This window comes from Bacteroides sp. AM23-12, from assembly GCF_003434395.1.
In the GTDB taxonomy this organism is placed as follows: Bacteria; Bacteroidota; Bacteroidia; order Bacteroidales; family Bacteroidaceae; genus Bacteroides; species Bacteroides thetaiotaomicron.
The window spans coordinates 55,206-76,258 of record NZ_QTLF01000013.1 but is presented as its reverse complement, the minus strand read 5'-3'; the positions used below and the strand labels follow the sequence as shown (position 1 = coordinate 76,258).

Genomic DNA, 21,053 nt, shown 5'->3' with positions numbered 1-21,053 from the left:
ATAAAGTTTCACTAATTATTTATTCGACAGCTAATCGACGAATAGCACGATTCTCTGAGTCGCCGATATACATTACATCGTCGTTATCAATACAAATTCCCAATGGCTTTTTGAATTGAGCATCTTCTGCACTACCATTTACATAACCTGAATTTTGGGGTTTTCCTGCTAATGTAGATACATAACCTGTACTCATTGTTATCTTACGAATACAGTGATTTTCGGTATCAGTCAAAATTATATTACCTTCTGAATCGACACACATCTGTCCAGGTTTATTAAACATAGCTTGTCCTATTGGTCCATCCAAATATCCACTTTTACCTTCTTGACCAGCCCAACATGCACATTCTTTAGTACGTAAATCATATTTATAAATACAATGCTTATCATTATTTGAGAAATAAAAAACATTCTCATCTTGAGGATCGAAAACAAGTCCATAAGCACTACCATCCTTGGTTCCAACCAAATCCCCATTCGTTAGATTCTCTCCTCTAGCATTCTCTACATCAATCCGTACCAGATTTCCACCTAACATTCTTGAATACATTTTTCCATCTGGTCCCATTGTAAAATTACACTTGGCTGCCCATACTCCAAATCCTTCAATATTTGGAAAATTTGGATCATCCCATGAAATAGAACTTATAGCTGTAGTTGGTGCATAATCCGTCTTAGGGTCAAAATAATAAACTTCATGACTATCTCTATTAGCCCAGAATTGATAGACAATATCATCCTTACTGTTATACCCCAAAACAGGAGAGTTAAACAACGCATTAATATCTGACTTTAGAGATATTAATTTATCAGCCTCCTCATTTAACATAAATGCAGCAAACTTTCCATCATTATCTACTAAAAAGAAAACATTTTTATCCTGATCTACACAAATACACCTATCAATATTTGCTCTAAATTGTGCTTCAGATAGTGGTATAGTTCCTGTTGGATTCACCTGTGCCGATGTACTTCCTCCCACTAACGTAGTCACAGTAGTCTGGATATAATAATCAAATGTCTGCTTGTACTCCTCTATTTGTTCATGTACTTGTACTTTAACCACACATTCTGGGTCCTCTATTGTAGATGCACGTTTAGGAGCCAATACCAACATTCTATCATCCTTCACAGAAATGACAGAAGCCTCTTTATCATTGAAAAAGACCTTCACATTTTCCTTACTATCCCCAAAATTCGATCCATTAAGAATAACTTGAGTTGCAAGTTTTCCTTCGGGCGGATAAAAATCAGTCAACACAATCGGCTTATTCGGATCATAGCCCGAAGTTGACTCTTCATCATCTTTACAAGACGAAAAGCAGCAGCCTACAGCCAAGCAGACAAGCCACTGCCATTTAAAACATTTTTGTAATAAGTTTCTCATAGAAAATACCGTTTTTAAGAATTTATATAATAATAATGATCATAATTTTACTTTCGTTATTTTATGTTTCTTTCTCATACTTTTTGCTACTATTAATAGTAAGACGACTAGACTAATACTAACCACTAAGTAATATTCATTTATTTTTTTATATTCTATAACATATAAGAAGAAAAAACGAAAACTATTTCCTGTATTTATCAATGGTCTCTTGTATACCTACAGGAAAACCAAAAAAGTTAGAAGAAATCTTATACATTGAAGGGCAATTATCGTTTTCTAGAGATAAGTCGTTCCATTCTTTCCACAAATCATCAAATGCAGTAATATATTTATCCATCTCTATCCGGTTAAAAGACTTTTTTGTTGTATCTGCCACATAACCGCATAGCATAATCTGCCACGAAACAGCAAAAAGCTCATATTTAATGCGTCCATACGAACAGGAAATACGAATAAAATGATTCAATTCTTCTGAGGGAAAATGTAGTTTTTGAGATATCAGTTCTATTTCCTTCCAAATACGAACAGCTTCTTCCTTTTCTTTCAGATAAGCATTTACTTGATTTCTTTCAATCATACGATCAAAATAACTCTTTTGATATACATCTCCCGTTATGGTGTCATCACGTGTCCAATTAACATAAGTATCTCCCATAGTACTATATTGCCCTTTTATCACTCCATCTTCTGATAATAGGCAAAGTCGACGGAACATCTCCCATTCTGACTCGGGAAGCCCTTTTGCTTTTACAAAATCATATAGTATTTCTTTTTCTGTTTTCAAAGGATTACTAGCCCAATGTGAGATGACATAAGCATTTAATTCGATCCAAAACTCATTCTTGATATAAGGACCTCCCCAGCCACCGCCACGTGACCAAGTCCAAACACCCTTAAATAAGGGATTATCTTTCACTTGGTTTAAACAATACGGCTTCTTTATACCAGGTTTCTTAAATTCTTCAAAACCATCAATTACTCCTTTAGCGATATAATTGGGATGTGCTCCCTTTCCTTCATACTCACGTTGACATTGCACTTCAACTACTTGTTGATGTTTACCAATACCTATACAAGGATTAAAAGGAACACCATATTGTCCTGATTCTTCCAACCAATATTTATCCATTATATTATAATTCATATCAGGATCAGTAATTGTTGATCTCCAAAAATCCGTCATGGTATGCTTGATAGAGAAATAAAGATTTGGATGTGGTTCTATACTGTCTGTAACGGACAAATAATATTTAGGGATCGAATGCAATTGCCCCATATCCCATGTACGATAAAACAACTTCTTATTACGTCTTTCACAAACCTCTTCCCGTAACAAATTAATTAACGTAATATGATCATACATACCATTTTGTACTGGATGATTGCCTACATAATAAGGAGCATCGTGCAGGTAAGTTTCTCCAGTACGAATCACTAATCCATCCAATTGTGGAAACGTTTCAAACATTTCCTTCATCAATTCACGAATACAAAGCTGAGTGTAAGGTTTCGATATATCAAGTTTTCCTTGTTCGTTAGTAAGTTCTGTTCTATGTTTTTCTACCAGCAAAGAAGGAAGTACTAACATATCAAGCATACAGTATACTTGAAGGTCTTCCTTTTTTGCTGCATCATATTTTTTATGTATTATTTCTGCTTTTTCTGCCACCCAACGTCCGGCTTCAGTCGTATCCGGGAATAAAGAAGGATCAAAACTCTTCCAATCAATTCCAAACTGTGCAGCCTCAAACAAGAAAAAAACTTTTGCTCCATATTCATTTTTTTTCAAAAAAGAAGGATCGAGAAACTTCGATTCCGTCATAGCCTCACCCGGATTATGGTGTACCATATCCATTACAACATATTTCTGTCGTACACAACTAGTTAACAATAGATTAACAGCACAACATAATAAAAAAACAAAATAAATATATCGCCTCATGTGTCGTTTTATAGTATGATTTTTCTTCTAGTTAGCAAATGCATTTTCCAATTTAGGAGCTTTTTTACCTGTAATAGCTTTATATATATGCTCCGCCAATATAAGCGAACCGCTCTTATTCAAATGTACATTATCCCATACATAGCAAGTTGAATCAACTTTATGTTCTAATGGGCTATACAGATCTACCAATTTCAGATGAAACTTCCTAGCTACTTTCTTTTGTATCGGATAAATTTCATCTTTTATTATTTCATTACGGATCCCATATAAATTATTACTTGCCGGAATACAACGACATATAATAATTTTTGGTTTAGATCCACACTTCTGAAAAGTGCTGATCATATACTCTAAATCAGTTTCAAATTCATCCTTATATTTCCAGTTCTCCGGCTTGGAATCATTTGTACCAAGTTTAATAATTACAACGTTCGGTTGAAATTTCTGTGCATTGATAAATGCATCGGTACTCATATAAGGATGATCACCTTTTCGCAATAAAGTATGGCCCCACTTTCCAAAATTGCCAACTTCATATTGATTTCCAAGCATACGAGCCAAAGGAGTCGGATAATTGTCAGCCCCTTCAGTTATACTATTGCCAATGCATGCTATTTTAATTTTATCCTGCGCTACACCGCAAACAGGTATAAGCATCAGAAATGCGAAAACTAATATTCGAACTATTTTCGTCATATGATTTTGTATTCTAGTCATTATTTTTCTGTTTTTAACTGAAAACAAAACCTTTTTACCTTTAAAAAACAGTCTACCTATCTTGACCTACGGTATTTTACAAGCTCCCTCCGGCTGTAGTAAGAGCAATGAGGAGCAAATTTTAACCGGAGGATAAACTTGAAAACCAATCAAACACCAATCCTAACCTTTTACCTAAATTAAACCCATAAAAAACAATGTTTATATTAAGAACGAGTAAGCAAGCAAATACCACTAAAAAGAAATAAAAAAATATCTATAAATTTTAATTCATACGATAAAAGGACTTGATCTTCAAAGCCTATTTTGTTAAGAATCACTTTACTTACGCTCAATATTGAGTAAATATTCTAGAAACAAATCGCATAACCTCTGGTAATTCCATCCGCCAATAAGTCCACGAATGACTGCCGTCTTTCATACGAAATTCATGACCAACCTGATGCTGTAACAACGTGTTATGTAAAAGACAGTTCGTTACCGATAAGAAATCATCATCACCACAACTGATATACCAACGAATCCATTTGATACGGTCTAGCTTTTCTTTCGGAGATTTCTCCAAGATAGTTTGTATATCCATTTGCCCGAGAACTTCCGCTTTTTTTTCTTCTGACACCTTCGATAAATCTGATTGACTCTTCATCTGATCGAATGTCCATGCCCCTCCAACAGCACTTAACGGAGCAGCAGCAACAAACATCTCCGGATAATGAAGAGCATAAAACAACGCTCCACCACCTCCCATAGACAAACCGGAGATAGCACGATAACGACTTTCAGCACGCACTCTATACGTTTTCTCGATATGCGGAATCAATTCTTGAAAAAAGAAGTCCTCATAATTATATGTTCCATCCAACAAGTTAAAATAACCTTTATGAACCGTGTCAGCATCTGGCATAACAATAATCATCGGAGCTGATTTACCCTCAGCAATCGCTTTATCTGCAATATACTGAACCTGCCCAAATTGCACCCATCCCGTATGATTATCTCCTAGTCCATGAAGCAAATACAATACCGGATAACTACCATCTCCTTCGTCATAGCCTGCTGGCAAATAAATGGAGTAACTACGTTCCATTCCCAGAATCTTACTTTTTACGGTACGTGTCTCATACACTTTCCCTTGCTGGGCAAAAGCCGTAGTAACCAGACACATCGCTAAAAGCGCTGATAATAAATGTTTTTTCATACGTATCTATTATTTCATGTAAATATAATATTTAAAATTACCTGCTTTTAATTGAATCATTTTCTTTTCTATGCGAATATTCTTCCCATCCATCATACAGGACACAGCCTCATTGGGAATACAGAGTGTAGCAGTAACCCCAACTGGAATATCCACTTGAAGATCCATAATATTATCTGTCAATTCCCAGTCAACAACAATCACACCATATGGAGTATCTTTTGCCATCTTAGCCCAAGTCAAACCTTTCGGTATTTGAGGATCAATAAATACATGTTGATAACCGGGTACCGATTCATCTATTCTAAGTCCCCCTATTGCTTGATAAAACCAGGTTCCGATTCCATTATAGCAGTTATGCACCCTACTCCGTTCACCACTCCAATACTCCCAAGTCGCTGTAGCACCATTATCTATCATATACAGATAACCTGGATAATCACGTTTCTTCAACATTTGATATAAAAAGTCAACTTCCCTGTTACGAATAGCCCACTCTGTCAAAATTGGGACACCTACCAACCCTACAGCAATATGACCTTTGTGCTGCTTTTCAGTATCAGTCATCATCTTTCTTTTCACATCATCGTACAAAGAATCCGGTACAGCTCCTACAAGCATTGGATAACACATATCCAACTGTGAACCTGTAGAATAGATACCTTTACCCGGATGATAAAACTTTTGATGAATCAACTCATTTAGATTCTTCCTGCGCATAGCAAACTTCTCTGCCTCCTCTTTTTCCCCAAGCATCAGAGCTATTTTTTCCATTGTCCCCAAACATTCACTGATAAAACAATTATTTACCAGATCAACAGAAGATTGTGCTCCTGCATCTACTCCTATCGGTGCAAGCCAGTCACCAAGAAACCAATCCCGATATTGAGTATCAGGCCAGCGTTTCAGCAATCCATCCACCGTATATTTATCCACATACGAAAACCATTCTTTCATTTTCGGATAATAGTTCTTTATTAATCTCGGATCATTGTAATTCACATACGTTCGCCATGGCGCCTGTACAATAAATCCACACCAATACGGACCACCGCCACCTGCACCGGGATTAGGACCTACATGGGCCAGACTTCCCCCTTCGCGCATTGAATCTCCCCATGTTTGTATCCAGTTTGTGAAAGTCGGTGCTACGTCATACATTGTTTGCAAACTCATTGTAGACGAATTTCCATCGCCACCATAGCCTGCCCGCTCCAAATGCGGACAGTCGACCATATATCCGCTAAATGTCAGACACTTCATAGTATATTGAATCATATTATGAATGGCGTTCAAGTCAGCATCCGAACATTCGAAAGTCGCAGTCTGCCGATAATCGCCATAAATCTGGAGAGATTTTATCCATTCAGTTTTCGGTCTTGCCGGAAGGTTGGAGATACGGACATAACGATAAGCATGATGATTGAATTTATTCCTAAAATATTCTCCCCTCCGTCCACCTGCAATATAGACATCACTTTCACCTTGTTTGTCAAATTCTCCTTCTTTAGTCAGGTTATCGCTATATTCCATCGTGACCTCATGTCCCGCAGATAACATCGGCATCTTCATTTCAAACCATCCGGTCTGTATTCTTCCCATATCTACCAACCAGGTATCTTCACTAAGTTTCCTAATAGAAACAGGTTGCAACGTTTGATGTATCTTGTTAGCTTCACACATTTGAGGTGAAACAATGTGTCTTGGTACATTTACTTCCACCACAGGATACCATTTCATTTTATCTAGAGAATAAGTTGAAAAATCTGTCGGCACTATTCTCCCATCCACCCTTTCACCACCAAATTGTAAAGCACACCAATTACCTGTATCCGAATAGCCACTTTCGCGTCCCCTCCAAGAAGTGTCAGTTGCAGTCAATACTTCCCATTTTCCATTTCTCAGCATATTCAGTTCCGCTTTTACCAACGGACCGTCATAAGCAGCACCAAAAGTAGTTTTCTTATACCACCCTTGTCCAAGCCATATCAGCAGGTCATTCTCTCCTTTTCTCAAATAAGAAGATACGTCATAAGTGACCATCAACGAACGTTTATTCAGTTGAGAGACTGCAGGGGTAAGAACATTCTCCGTAACCTTCTTTCCATTGACATATACTTCATGATATCCCAGCGAATTCACATACAGAAAAGTCGTTGCCAGTTCATCTATTTGCACTTTTTTACGAAGTAAAGGAGCACAAACTTTGCCTCCTTCCGGTGATGAACCGATATAGACACCGTGTATCTGTTCCTTATTCAAAAGACCAACAGAAAAACGCGCCACCGGACTCCATTGGGAAACATGCCTTTTCCGATCCCAGGCACGTACCCTCCAGTAGCATAAAGAACGCGAAGCCAAAGGTAAGCCTTGATAAGGCACCATCACAGAAACATCAGACTTCAACTTCCCCGATTTCCATAAGTCAGCCTTCCCCCCAATTAATAGAAGACTATCTGACGCTACCTGAATTTCGTAAAATGCTTGTCCATCCACCACCCCATCTCCTTTCAACTTCCAACTCAAATGGGGAGTAACGTTGTCAATCCCTAAAGGATCAACCATATTCTCACATTTTAACTCCACTAAAGAAAAAGAGACCTTGTTTTCTTTCCCATGTACAATCTTTGGCAAACACCAAAGACAACACATTATTCCTATACCTAGTAACAGTTTTTTATTCCTCATAAATAAGTTTCTGCGAATATTACAGCTATGGATCATCCCCCCAACACTCTTACAATGGATAATGCATTACTCAACCTATCTTTGTCAACTTGACTTTATGAGTTGTCGGCTTATTCATTTTATAAATTGTATCGACGATGATCTTCATATATCTACTCCATACTTCGCGTATCTCAGGATACATCGCTTTGGTATACCACTCATAACTCATCCTCAGAAAACCATCTTTAGGTAAATACTCCCTAAGTTTATTTATAGCCTTCTCATTATCAGCAAACAGCAGACCTTCCTTTTTCAAGAACGAATATTCTGTCCACAAATATTCTCTGAAACGTTTTTCTACTTCAAAACGTTCTTCATTCAGATACATGATTTTCATGGCTTGCTGGTATTGGGGTGTATTGGGATAATCGGCCAGATTGATACCATCTTCCAACTGTCCAGATGAAACATTATCGATAAACAATCCATCTATTGTCAGCCGATAATGTCCTTTTTCTAAATTAGTCACCTGCAAACGTTCTTGATTAAATTCCTTCATAAATGGTATCAAATCCATAGCATCACGTTGTGACCTTTTATTTCCCCAACCATGTCTTGGAATAGAATCCAAAGGATAAGGAAGTGAATTTGCCAAATAATCAAAACTTAAACCACCAGCTTCTTTCTTTAGTTTGGAGACCTTACAATTCCTATGACTTAATAGATTCTTGTTATTTGCATCAATTGAAATATCCGAAACTTCGACTCCAGCCAGTCCCTGCGCCTTTAAAAATAAATAAGCCATCACCATCTGTCCATCATTATCAGGATGGATTCTATCTACTCTACAAAAAGTGAATGTCGAATCTTTCTTTTGCTCTTCCAGACTTATTTGTACCATCGGCTGATTAAAATCCACAAATCCCCATCCATTTTTCTTCGCCGCCTTACGCTGGGCATCAATTATCTTTAAAATAGCATCATTTTTATGAAGAAAAAGTAAACTGTTCAATTTCGTAGTTTCATCATAAGGTGATCCACCTATCAGCACTTTGGTCATTTTATTCTCTGCCAGCAAGCGCTTCTCTATTTCCCGAAAGCTTTCCAAAGATTTTTCAATCCGTTGCTCCGACAACTCCTTAGCATTCTCCTTCCAGAAAATATCATACCCTGTGTCATTCATACCAAAAGTCAGAGTTACATAAGTCGGTTTTCTGTCAAAAACATCGTAGTCCAACCGATCTTTAATATCCCACGCACTCTCACCGCCAATTCCGGCATTCATTATTGTAATCGGTTTGTTTGGAAAACGAGTCATATAATATAACCACACAAACGAATGATAATGTCCACCATGAGTTATACTATTTCCAACAAAGACTACCCGTTCTCCTTTTTTAAAGGGTGGAATTGATTGTGCGTACAGGCTATTAGAACAAACACAGATTAGAAATAGCAGGAAAAAGACCTTTACGTTTATTTTACTATTCATTTGATTATACACTTTATTACAAATTTAATTATTTATCTTTCAAAACATTCTCTTTTCCAACTTTGAATAAAAAAGAATCTTATTAAAAAAGACGATTCAAGTTTGCTTAACCACTAAAATAAATGTTTTATTTTTCAAGTAACTCCCACTAAGAAAAAAACAGTTTTTTATTGTCACTTGTCACTTTTTAAAGATAAACGACTATCAATCAAGCAAGTAATGGTGATAATAGCAGGTGATAATAAGGGTGATAATAGAATTTTATAAGTTTCTATTGTCACCCCTATCCCACTACAAATCAAGTATGCTCACTTATTTATTCAACCCTAAAGCCTTATTTTCTTCATTCTGTTCATACACAGGACTATTTATCATGGTACAAATAAAACAAATGTCGGTAACATTAATATATGAAGAAGGCAAGACTAATAAACTTTGTCAGTAACATTTCCTTGTTTCACGTACGTGGAGCGTTCGGTCTACGTACGTGAGCTAATGGGCTCACGTATGTGAAGCGATAGGACCACGTATGTGAAACGAACTGTTGTTAGTTCCAAAAGATATTAAGCAAGTACACATAATAGATTAATAAACTGTTCATTGTCTATTAAATCAAGCAAGTTATTCAAGAAAGAAAGTTCACTTTCTACTCCTCCTGAATATATCAGGCACAATATAGAGGGAAATTAAAAAAAACACCAGAAGACAGGACAGGCAATGTCTTCTGGTGTTCTAATTAAAAAGGTGACCCTTAGTTTTCTACGTATATCATATATCCAACTTCTTTTGTTCAGCCTTACCATATTGTTTTAGCAAAACACTGACTCCTCCTTTCAACATTTCCGGTTCCGCCTCAACAGAAATAGTCCGTTCTTCACCCGGCATCAAAGTTATATAATTATCAGACATGATAACAGGAAGGATTCTTTCTTGTGTAGCCGTATTCACCAATCTTATCCGGTTAGCGCAAGCAACAGTTTTCGAATGATTCTTTACCGACAATTTCATCTTCCCTTCGGATAACATTGACTTATCAACTAATTTGCACGACAATTCTGCTTCCGGCAATGTATTCAAAGCTGTATAGTCAAGATCTGTCACGCCGTTTCTCCAATAGAAATTATCTGAAATCAAATTACCATTTGCGTCAGTCAGTTCTAACCGGATGAAATGAAGCGGAGTCAGTTCCTCAACATTCTTTTGTTTCTTACCATATATTTCAAATTCATACAGTGAATATCCAAAGTCTGTGGCACGGCTAACTCCTGCCATTTTCACATAGCGCGCAGTAACCGGAGAAAGTTTTATCTCATCTGTACTGCCTTGCCCATCTTTGTTTGTATAGACTGTTTTCCATTTCTTCGCATCATTCGACACTTGGATCTCGTACTCTTTGGCACGTGCCGTTTCCCATTTCAACACAACATGCTCTATTTTTTCTTTCTTACCCAAGTCAACATAGATCCATTGAGAGTCACTCGCATCACTTTCCCAACGACTGCCTGCCCCTCCGTCAGCTACTAAAGAAGCCGATCTGGATGGTGATGATGAAGAAGCTACCACATTCTTGCCAAAAGCCAGATTGTATGGATTGAAGTTTAACGTGAACGCTTCTGCAATGTTACTTGCCGGTACGTCCATCTGTTTTGTACGTCCATATGCCGCAACCTCTTTTCCGTTCAGGTTGTAGATGGTCGCTTTAGCATAAGCGCCTTTCAAGTCTTTGGTAGTAGTATTTACAGCTTTTATACTGTTATTAGATGAGTTCCACTGAAGATGAAGATGTTCGCAAGCCTTCTTTGCTCCCCAATAAGCTCCGGTAGGATCATAATAATAATCGTACGTCTGCCATACGAATGATGGATATGCCGGATGACTCATCCAGATCAAAAGCCCGGCCGCATCATTCCACATCTTATCATTCCATGCTTCATACATCCCTTTCATTACTTCAATATTCAGCAACTGGGCTTTCTCACAGAACTCTTCCAGACTGGAAGATTCTCCGAATTGCGTATTCACTGATTTCTTATAATTGATAGGATTGGCATTGGATGCTTCTTTGCCGAAGAAGTGCTTATTCCAAACGTTATCATCATCATCTTTCAATTGTTCATCAGTAGGCAGAGGCCACCATGACTCCTGAGGAATAAACAATTTCACACTTTCAAATGTCGGGAAAGTAGCCGTTCCTATTTCAGTACGCATACCATAACCATGATCTATACCATACGGATAAGCAGGTTTATTGAATGCCAGATTACTGCCCGAAGTCTCAAAATGATGCTTAGGGGGCTGATTTCCCCACCATCCGCTTCCGGATAAACCATCTTGATTGGAACAAGACTTATACATTCGATCGTTTTTATCTTCCTGAGCTATCATTTCACGCAAATAATTATCCAAATCGGGTGCCGGATGTGTTTCATTAGCACCACACCAGATAGCTATAGAAGGATGATTCCTTAAACGTCTCACTTTATCAAGAGCATTTGCTTTGAATGCTTCCGGCTCAGCTACATCATTATAAGCGACATACAGCCAAAAATCATTCCACACCATGATTCCATACTTATCGCAATAATCATAGAATTCATCATCAGTCACACAACCTGTCCACAAACGGATCATGTTGTAGTTCATATCCTTATGCAACTTGATTTTCGTTTCGTACTCTTTGCCATGACAACGAAGCAAATACTCGCTCATACCCCAGTTTCCACCTTTCAGATAAATCTTCTGCCCATTGATAAAGAATGTAAGGACCGGGTAATTCACTACGTTGTTGATCATCTTATACTCATACTTCTTGATACCAAAAGTAATATCCTTTTCATCCGATATTTTTCCATCTACCGAACAAGTCAGTTTACAGGTATAAAGATTCGGTTCTCCATAGCCGTTAGGCCACCAAAGTTTCGGGTTACGAATGACTAATGCAGCAAAATCGCTCTTATCCACCGACAACTGTACTGTTTCTTTTCCTTCCACCCGAATGTTCTTGGAGAAAGTAATATTTCCCGGCTGAATAACACCGGAAACTTCCACTTCTTTCGGAGCAGAAGAAACGTTCTTGATTCCTGTAGAGAAAGATAGTTCTGCTTGTTGCAAAGTCGGCAATTCCGAGCGAATCCACGGATCTTCCATCACAGCATCACCTGTAATAGCCAGATAAGCATTTCCTGTAATTCCGGCAAGACGTCCCGGCACATACGGCATCCAATCCCAACCGGCACCTGCCAGATAGCTGGGACTACAAGCAACACCATACGGATCTTTTCCTTTACGAGTCTTTTTCTGATCAGGATCAGTAATCAGAACCGCAACCGCATTCTTTCCTGATCTCTTAATCAGATGTGTCACATCAAATTTAGAACGCAACATATGTCCGCTCACATCTTTAGTGGATGTCTTCGTTCCCGATATTTTTTCTCCATTAAAATAGAAATCTGCGAAACGGTTGGTATTATCAAAATGAAGCCAGACACGCTTACCTGCTGAATAAGATGCCGGAAGTTCAAACTCCGTACGATACCAGAAAGGACGGTTATAAAACGTCTCATCTACTTTATATATATTATCAGCGTAATTAGGATCGGGAACGATTCCGGCTTCAACATATGCTGTAAAAACAGCTCCGGGAACTACGCCCCTTACATAGTCCGGCATTTTAAAACCCGGGGTAGAGATTTGTTCTCCCCCTATATTATTCAAATCTGCCTGCGGTTTGACTTCCCATACTATCTTAGGATTGGAACTGTTCAGTGACATGGTAGAAGTCTGAGCATGCCCTATTCCATTCAGTACAAACAAACTTGATGCTAGTAAAAGAAGTCTAAACTTATTCATCATAATATTCAGTTATTTAAATGTTAGATAAAACACCCCATTCTGTATTGGGCTTATCGCCCATAAATAATTCCAATGTTCCTCCTGCTGCGATTTCAGCAAAGTCAAGGTAACATTTATTGTACTCCTTGCCATTCAGCAAAGCTTTTTGTATATATAGATTATTTGTGTTGTTGTTGTGAGCAATAATTGTAAATACTTTCCCTTGATGATATTTTGAGTCCAGATTAAATTCTACCTTGTCAAAAACAGGACTGGTTATTTCCATGCGGGTGTTACCGGGACAGGAAGGATGAATTCCGGAAGCAGCCAATATATACCAGGCCGACATCTGTCCTACATCTTCATTGCCAACAATCCCTTCTACTTTGTTCGCATAAGCATTTTTACAAATATATCGTGTCCACTTCTGCGTATACCAAGGTACATCCAACTGATTAAAAAGGAAAGGAACAAAATGTACCGGTTCATTAGCATGATTATAATAATCATTCCATAACATATCAGAGGGAGTGTGGTCAAATAAATTAGTCAGATTAGCTATAACCTCTTCCTTGCCTCCCATCAGTTCAACCATTCCCGGAACATCGTGCGGCACAAACCAGCCTTGCTGATAAGCATTTGACTCAATGCAACCATACCATTCTTCGGTCAGTGCATTCTCCGGCCATGCTTTCCATGATCCATCTGCATTCCGGGGACGGAACCAGCCTTTTTCCGCATCGAACATATTACGATAGGCTTGCCCTTTTTCATAAAAGCGCTTTGCATCTTCTTCTTTCCCCAACGCCTTTGCCAATTGAGCCACGCACCAGTCTGCATAGGCATATTCCAGAGTATATGAAATACTCAACGGTTCAGGAGTATATCCCAACGAATCATTCCCAAACTTAGCTGACGTGTTGACTGCATATTGATATGCTTTTTCTACATCATACGTGCGAATTCCTTTCATATAAGCATCTGCCAGCACCGACAGTGCAGGATTACCTATCATACAGCCAGAATAAGAATTCAGAAGTTCCCAACGTTCATAATATTCCCGTCTGCTCTGATCTGCCATCGTTATCAGCGAATTCAACGCATCACTCACCAAACGCGGATTAATCATCGCCTGTAAAGGGAACTGGCTACGGAAAACATCCCAACCACTAAATATAGTACGCTTGGTAAATGTACCATCCTGTTCATGTACCTTTTTATCTCCGCCAATATATCGCCCATCAACATCTGTATAGATTCGAGGGTCAATCATCGTATGATATAATGATGTATAAAAAACAGTTTTTTCGTCATCAGTTCCACCGGATATCCGTATACGGCTAAGTTCTTTATTCCACAAATCACTCGCTTCCTGTTTTACTTGAGCAAAGTTTTTAGAAGCAATCTCCTGTTTAAAGTTATTAGCTGCTCCTTCCATATCGACAAAGGAAATGCCTACTTTCATCTCAACCTGTTCTCCCTCTTTTGTGGGAAATTCTGTGAAGAAGCCAAGGTGCTTTCCTTCCAGTTCTTTCTTATCTTTAATGACCGGAGCTTGTGATATACGTGTCAGATAGGGAATACTTACCACTTCATCACGCTTCCGAACCCATTCATCGGGAATATCCGCACTCCAAAAGCCATAATTACTCAATGGTTTACTAAATTGTGCATAATAATAAACTGTGTAATCGGAATTTCCCTCACCATTTCCCCATCCACCACCATCAGGTGTACACTTCATCCAGCCTTGAATGGTATAATCATCCAATACTTTCACATATTGCGAAGTAGAAGTCCCCCCCACTCTACGTGCCAGGTCTATCTGAACACGAGATTGTTCATTCGAAGGAAAAGTAAATTGCAATATTCCACAATGAGGTGTCGCACTGCTCTCTACTTTAATCTTATAATCAGTCAGTTCTACCGAATAATATCCCGCTTTAGCTGTTTCGGTAGCTTTATCATAAGAAGAACGATACCCTTTTATACTACCATCTTCTTTACCCGCTATTTTTTGCAGTTCGCCCGTTGTAGGCATCACCAGGAAATTTCCTAAATCCCCAAACCAGCCCACCCCACTCATCTGAGTAAAGGCAAAGCCTTCAATGGTTTTGTGTTCATCACTATAACCGGAACTATTATCACCTCCGGTTATAGTATTGGGACTTACTTGTACCATACCGTAAGGAGTAGTAGCGCCAGGAAATGTCTTACCTAATCCATGATAAACACCGGCAGCTCCTACACTGGTACTAGCTCCTATAAAAGGATTTACATAATCAGTCGGAATTAAATCTTCTGTTACTACTCCTGCTGAAGAACAAGCAGTCAGCCACAAAAAAGAGCAAGCTATTAAAATATTAGCGCTAGCTTTATACATAAAAATATTACAGTTTACTATTATTAGAATATGTTCAATTCAAGTTCAAAGCAAATGTCTTTAGACCGAAACGAGGCATAGAAATACTAATTTCAGATTTTCCGGTACGTGTTTTTATTGTCTTTCTATCTATAACTCTACCATTCAGATCTACTTCTTCTATACTAGACAGCGGCATATCAAAAGTAATATTATGCTGCTTCCTGTCACCTTCCGCATTAAACAATCGCAAGATTATTTTTCCATCTTTTATATTGGCTGCACTCACCTGATAACCGGTATTTTTTAAGTCTACCAGTGACCTTGACTCCAATTTTGCAAATGAATGATAGGAACATAACAATGGTTCATTCCAACAATCGCTCTTCGTGGCTATAGCAGCCTTGTCCCATTTGCCACGATGAGGAACAATAGCATATTTCATTTTCAACGGTCCCGTGATCTTATAGTCAGGTCCCCAAAGCCCATTACCAGAATATTGGGCAGTCAGTCCTAACGGATAATCTTTTCCGTGTGAATAGGAAGTAGTATGGTCTGCGAATAAAGCCAATGCATAATCTCCTTCCTGTTCTGCCAAATCAACCCAATGAAGAATAATGTTATGCTTAATCTGATCCCAACTATTGAAAAAAGTATCATCTAACTTACTTTCACAAACATCAAACGGCGCATTTTTATAAATACGAGGAGAATGAAGATTTACAGGGAAAAGTACACTTAACTTAAATCTGTCATCACAATAAGCTCTGCGATTATCCCGCCAACTATTTTCTTTATATTCTCCAATACCTACATTTTTCTTCCAATTAATAGTAAGGTCAAAATCGATACGCTTCTCCCCTTGAGCAATGCTTATAATCTGTACAAAAGGATGTGAAGCTATTTTCCCTTCCAGTTTTACCTTTGTCTCTTGTATATTACTTCGCAAAACCGTCAGCTTAGCCGGAGCTTCTGTAGAAGAGCGAAACTTGCCTTCGTCATAAAAATAGCCTCTCAATTCACCTATAGAATATTCACCCGATTGTTTGGCAAATTCTTTGTTTTCTTCTTTTTTTGCTACAAGGCTTTTAATAATTCCTCCCTTCGACAAGTCAAAAACAATTTTATACATATCATTTTCAACCACATATTCTCCTTCATTTATAATCTTTTCGCTTCCTGAAACCGTTCTTTTACCTGTCTTTACTTGTTTAATACGATATGTGGAGTAACCAAAGGGAGGAACATCTGCTTCAAACAACAATCTTATTTTTCCACCTTCTTTTCCTATTGAATAATCAACTTTTTTATTTCTATAATCATTGACTTCCAAATCAAAGTCTGCATATTCCTGAGGGAGTTCAACAGTTACCAGTTCTTTTCTTTTTGTTCCCAATGTATTATAAACACGTACAAATCCCTGGGCTTTTTCAGTATTAATAGTATCGTTATCAAAACTGAATATAGAAGCAGCTGTAATTTTATCAGCCACAGTATTTGTCTCATCTGTCCATCGCTTTATTTGATCCGCCCAGGTTCCAAATTTATTTAGGCCATTGTAAGGTACGATCCAAGAATCATGATGTTGCGCAAGCATCAAAGTACGCCATGCTTCATCCAAATCTTCCTGAACACAAGTGTACCCATTGGCAAGATGAGCAATAACAGACATCTTCTCTGCTATTATTATTTTATTCTCAGAAGTACGTACTTCTTGAGCAATTCTCTGCAACACTTGGCTTCCCCACATTAAGTTTACACGCATATCTTCCTGCGAGAAATGCCAGTCATCATTCGTTTTACCAATGGAAATATTTTCAAAATAATCTTTCCACGTCACATAAACTGAATTACTTTTTGTATTCTTTCCACTTCCTAACCATGGACCATTTTTCCATCCGGCATCTTGGAAACACATTCCCACAGGATGTTCAATCCCTGCATCACGACAAGCATTCAGATAAGATTCTTCATTACACCAAGCAGTTGTCTGCCAAGTAGAATTCTCTTCCAATTTCTCGCAAGCATAGCGAGGAACAGTAAGAATGGGAGTTCCATCCGGGCCTACCCAATTGACCAATTCGCCGCCATAAGCGTTAGTGTATCCTCCCCAACAAGTATTCGGGCATTTGAGTACGGCATACTTAAAACCAAATAACTTCAATATCTGAGGCAAACAACTTGTGAAACAGGGTTCTTCCACAGAATAAGTGGTAAAAGTCACTCCCGGAAAATGTTTATTTATCTTAGCAATACCATATTGAAACTGACGTATAATGCTTTCGCCCGATATATTATAACAATAAGGCTGAGCATAAGTAGGATTTGTAAACTCTACCTGCTTAGTTACTACTACGTTTTTTAATTGTCGATAGGCTCCGGGAGTCTGTATTTGCACCGTATCCCATGTTTCAGGCTCTATTTCCAGACAAATTCGCCAATCCGGATGCTTGGATAACTGGTCGACAATAAACTGAGTTTTCCACTTCACCGGATAATGCCCGTATATCCCTCCATGATATCCATCAACAAAATAAGCTTGTTGCGAATGAGCATGCGTACATATAAAGACGACTAGTAATATGATGTTATTAAGTCTATTCATGGTATTTTTAAGCCTTTTTATTTTCGCTATTCTCTATCCGACTCATAAATTCAGATAGTTTTTGCTTAGCAAGTTCTTTATCATCTTTAGGGAACGACCAATCCACAAGAGCAACAACACTCTGATACTCAATAAATTCTTCGCGCATTTCCCCATTATTCTTCACATTCAGAAGGAAGACTTCCTTTTCTTCTGAAGTCAATTCACCTGCAAAATATTTATTTAAATTAGTTCCCATTATTCGTTCCTTTTTACAAAAGAACGATTATCCCAGTAAATACCCCTAAAAAAATATCAATAAAATTATTAAAACTCATGCTGCAAGGCAAATATTTAGTTTTACCCTTAACTTTTTGAGTGCTATCCCCATCTGACATTCTACAGTATTTACTGAAATACCCAAACGTTCTGAGATTTCTCTATATTTTAACCCTTCGACACGACTTAATAAAAATATGTCACGACATTTTCGAGGCAGACTATTGATTGCGTTACGAACGAGCATTTCCGTTTCATTTCCTTCCGAGATATCAGACACATCAAACCTATTTAAAGATTGTAATTTCAAGGACATTTCTATTTCGAAAGAGGTTTGAACTGATTCAATATATTTCTGTTCAAACATTTTATGTTTCAAATGATCCAAGCATCTATTCTTTATTAATCTGAAAAGATACGCGTTCATATTTTCAATGCGATCCATAGAATCACGTTTCGCCCATAAGTCGGTAAACACATCTTGTGTTATGTTTTCTGCATCCTCTTCCAGTATTACAAATTCTTTTGCAAACCGAACCAGTTTTGAATAATAAGTAAGATACAATTCTGAAAAATCCATAGCTGTGTTTCTTTAGATTAGTATTCAGTTATCAAAAATCTTGTGATGCAAATATAGAGATGAAAAAAGCCTACTCCTTATTGGAAGTAGGCTATAAAGTAGACGTTTTTGAACATCTTTTCTAGATAATACATTAGTATTCAACGCATTAACAAACAACCATTTTAAGGTTTTGGTAAACCAAATAGAATCATTTTTGGGACAAAGAACCAAGCTTTTTCACCTCTTCTTCGAAGATATTTCCATCCAATAAAGACATTCTCTTCACTTTACTCTTATAATTATAGATCGTTTGTACTGAGTAATGCAAAAAAACAGCAATTTGCGAAACATCTGTAATCCCCATTCGCATCAAAGCAAAAATACGCAATTCTGTATTCAACTGGTCTTTATCCAGTTTATAATAATCTTCCGGTTTCAACAATGAATTAAACTCTTCGACAAAATTAGGATACAATTTTAAGAACGCCTTATCAAAATTGGTATATAATCCTTCCAATTCTTTTTCGAAAGGACGAGAAGAAGATTTGTATAAATCATCAACTTGTCCGGTTTTTATTTTTCGATTTACATTTTTCCTATATTCATCCAGTTTATTAATGTAAACGGCACACTGGTTCATGAAATAACCTACATATCTTTCTTTTATTAAATTAGCCTCATCCAAATTCTTGTTCAATGCAACTAACTCTTCATTCATAACATTGAGATTCTTCTTTGCACGGGAAACAATCTTAGTCTGTTTATAAGTAAAATACAAAGTGATAGCAAGAGCCACAACAAACAAACTAGTGAGCAAAATATAAAAACGAAGATTCTGCTTTTGCTTTTCCAGCCTATATAAATAAGTATTTTCTATAATAGGATGAATACGAGCTATTACCGTATTCTTAAAACGGGAATTATAGAAGATAGCATCACTCAGTGCTACTTTAATATAATTATAAGATCTATCGATATCTCCTTTATGGTATAAATTCACGGCTAAAGTCAACAAAGCCTCATTTTCTTTCACTGCCAGTTTTATATCGGTCATAGCAGCTAATATAAGATACTTTTCTTCCAATTCATGCTCTCCGACCAGCCGATATGCTCTTGATAGCCCCATAGACATCATTGCAAACCCATGAGTTCCTGGTTTTTCCTTTTGATAAATTTTAGTCAGTATCTTAAGTGCTTCTTTTGTATTTCCCTGATCCTGAAGCTTTATAGCTCTTTCTTTCGAATATTCTTCCGATGCATCATACAAGATACTCATAACTGTATCTCGATACGCTTCTTTTTCAACCAAATATTCACTGGCAAATCGAGCATCATCTGTATATTTAATCAAATTTTCATAATACCGAATACGATTCCAACAATACAAAGCCTGTAAATGACTAGGTAAATCCGAACAATTGATTGATTTGAAAATATCATTAGCTTGAATAAACAACCCCGATAAGGAATAAACAAAAGCCAGTTGCAGCCTTCCTTCCAGCAAATAGGTTTTATTATCCAGTTTCTTAGCGATCTCAATATTCTCATTAATGTACTGTTCCGCAGAATCGCAGACAAACGTTTCGTATTGATGGAGAATCTCGGAATTCAGACGATACATATCGTCCAAGGTCTTTTGTTCCTTCTTTTTTGCTTTCAGCTCTTTGATAGTAGCTTCCTTCTTTTCTGTATACACAAGACGCTCAGAAATCACTTTATCTAAAACTTTCAATAGAGAATCATTCTCGTTATTTGCATAAAGATCCAACAAAGAACCCAATAGGATTGTTATAAAGCAAAGTGTGTGTTTCATATCAATGTGTTATATACAATTTGCAAAAAAATGAATTTTCTTTGGGTAATTCGTCAAAAAGAACGTAAATCGTTCTTTTTATTACATCTTTTAACCAAATAAGAACGGATATATACCATAAAAGAAGAAGATTCTCCAGAGTAGCACTGAAATAAAAACGGACTTGAAATAAAGCAAGTTAAAAAATACTTTTTTGTAACCCCGACT

The 21,053-nt window shown here is 37.4% G+C and carries 12 protein-coding genes; all 12 read right to left on the bottom strand.

From position 1 onward, the window contains the following. Positions 1 to 19 precede the first annotated feature (19 nt). A complete protein-coding gene (locus tag DW640_RS12785) occupies positions 20 to 1,390 on the bottom strand; it encodes an IPT/TIG domain-containing protein (RefSeq protein ID WP_008760962.1) in 1,371 nt (456 codons plus the stop codon). 184 nt (positions 1,391 to 1,574) lie between these two features. After that, on the bottom strand, positions 1,575 to 3,335 hold the full coding sequence (locus DW640_RS12780) for a hypothetical protein (RefSeq protein ID WP_048695098.1): 1,761 nt from the start codon (positions 3,333 to 3,335) through the stop codon (positions 1,575 to 1,577). Between the two features lie 27 nt (positions 3,336 to 3,362). Further along, positions 3,363 to 4,055 (bottom strand): GDSL-type esterase/lipase family protein, encoded by a 693-nt coding sequence (locus DW640_RS12775; RefSeq protein WP_011109094.1) that lies wholly within the window; start codon positions 4,053 to 4,055, stop codon positions 3,363 to 3,365. Between the two features lie 331 nt (positions 4,056 to 4,386). Continuing rightward, a complete protein-coding gene (locus DW640_RS12770; protein ID WP_016269512.1) occupies positions 4,387 to 5,253 on the bottom strand; it encodes an esterase family protein in 867 nt (288 codons plus the stop codon). 9 nt (positions 5,254 to 5,262) lie between these two features. After that, a complete protein-coding gene (locus tag DW640_RS12765) occupies positions 5,263 to 7,941 on the bottom strand; it encodes a glycoside hydrolase family 78 protein (protein WP_117578320.1) in 2,679 nt (892 codons plus the stop codon). A gap of 70 nt (positions 7,942 to 8,011) precedes the next feature. Next, a complete protein-coding gene (locus DW640_RS12760; RefSeq protein ID WP_008764309.1) occupies positions 8,012 to 9,415 on the bottom strand; it encodes an SGNH/GDSL hydrolase family protein in 1,404 nt (467 codons plus the stop codon). Positions 9,416 to 10,183: 768 nt separating this feature from the next. Continuing rightward, the gene (locus DW640_RS12755) at positions 10,184 to 13,267 is read right to left on the bottom strand and encodes a discoidin domain-containing protein (protein ID WP_117578318.1); all 3,084 of its coding nucleotides are present in this window, start codon (positions 13,265 to 13,267) and stop codon (positions 10,184 to 10,186) included. A gap of 13 nt (positions 13,268 to 13,280) precedes the next feature. Beyond that, positions 13,281 to 15,629 (bottom strand): GH92 family glycosyl hydrolase, encoded by a 2,349-nt coding sequence (locus DW640_RS12750; protein WP_117578316.1) that lies wholly within the window; start codon positions 15,627 to 15,629, stop codon positions 13,281 to 13,283. Positions 15,630 to 15,663: 34 nt separating this feature from the next. Continuing rightward, positions 15,664 to 18,213, bottom strand: a complete 2,550-nt coding sequence (locus tag DW640_RS12745) for a glycoside hydrolase family 38 C-terminal domain-containing protein (protein WP_008760956.1) — start codon at positions 18,211 to 18,213, stop codon at positions 15,664 to 15,666. A gap of 7 nt (positions 18,214 to 18,220) precedes the next feature. Further along, on the bottom strand, positions 18,221 to 18,451 hold the full coding sequence (locus tag DW640_RS12740) for a hypothetical protein (protein WP_008760955.1): 231 nt from the start codon (positions 18,449 to 18,451) through the stop codon (positions 18,221 to 18,223). A gap of 75 nt (positions 18,452 to 18,526) precedes the next feature. Beyond that, positions 18,527 to 19,051 carry an RNA polymerase sigma-70 factor gene (locus tag DW640_RS12735; RefSeq protein WP_008760954.1) on the bottom strand — a complete coding sequence of 175 codons (525 nt, stop codon included), beginning with the start codon at positions 19,049 to 19,051 and terminating at the stop codon, positions 18,527 to 18,529. A 190-nt stretch (positions 19,052 to 19,241) separates the two neighbouring features. Continuing rightward, complete coding sequence (locus tag DW640_RS12730; RefSeq protein WP_117578314.1) at positions 19,242 to 20,846, bottom strand: DUF6377 domain-containing protein; 1,605 nt, start codon at positions 20,844 to 20,846, stop codon at positions 19,242 to 19,244. Positions 20,847 to 21,053 lie beyond the last annotated feature (207 nt).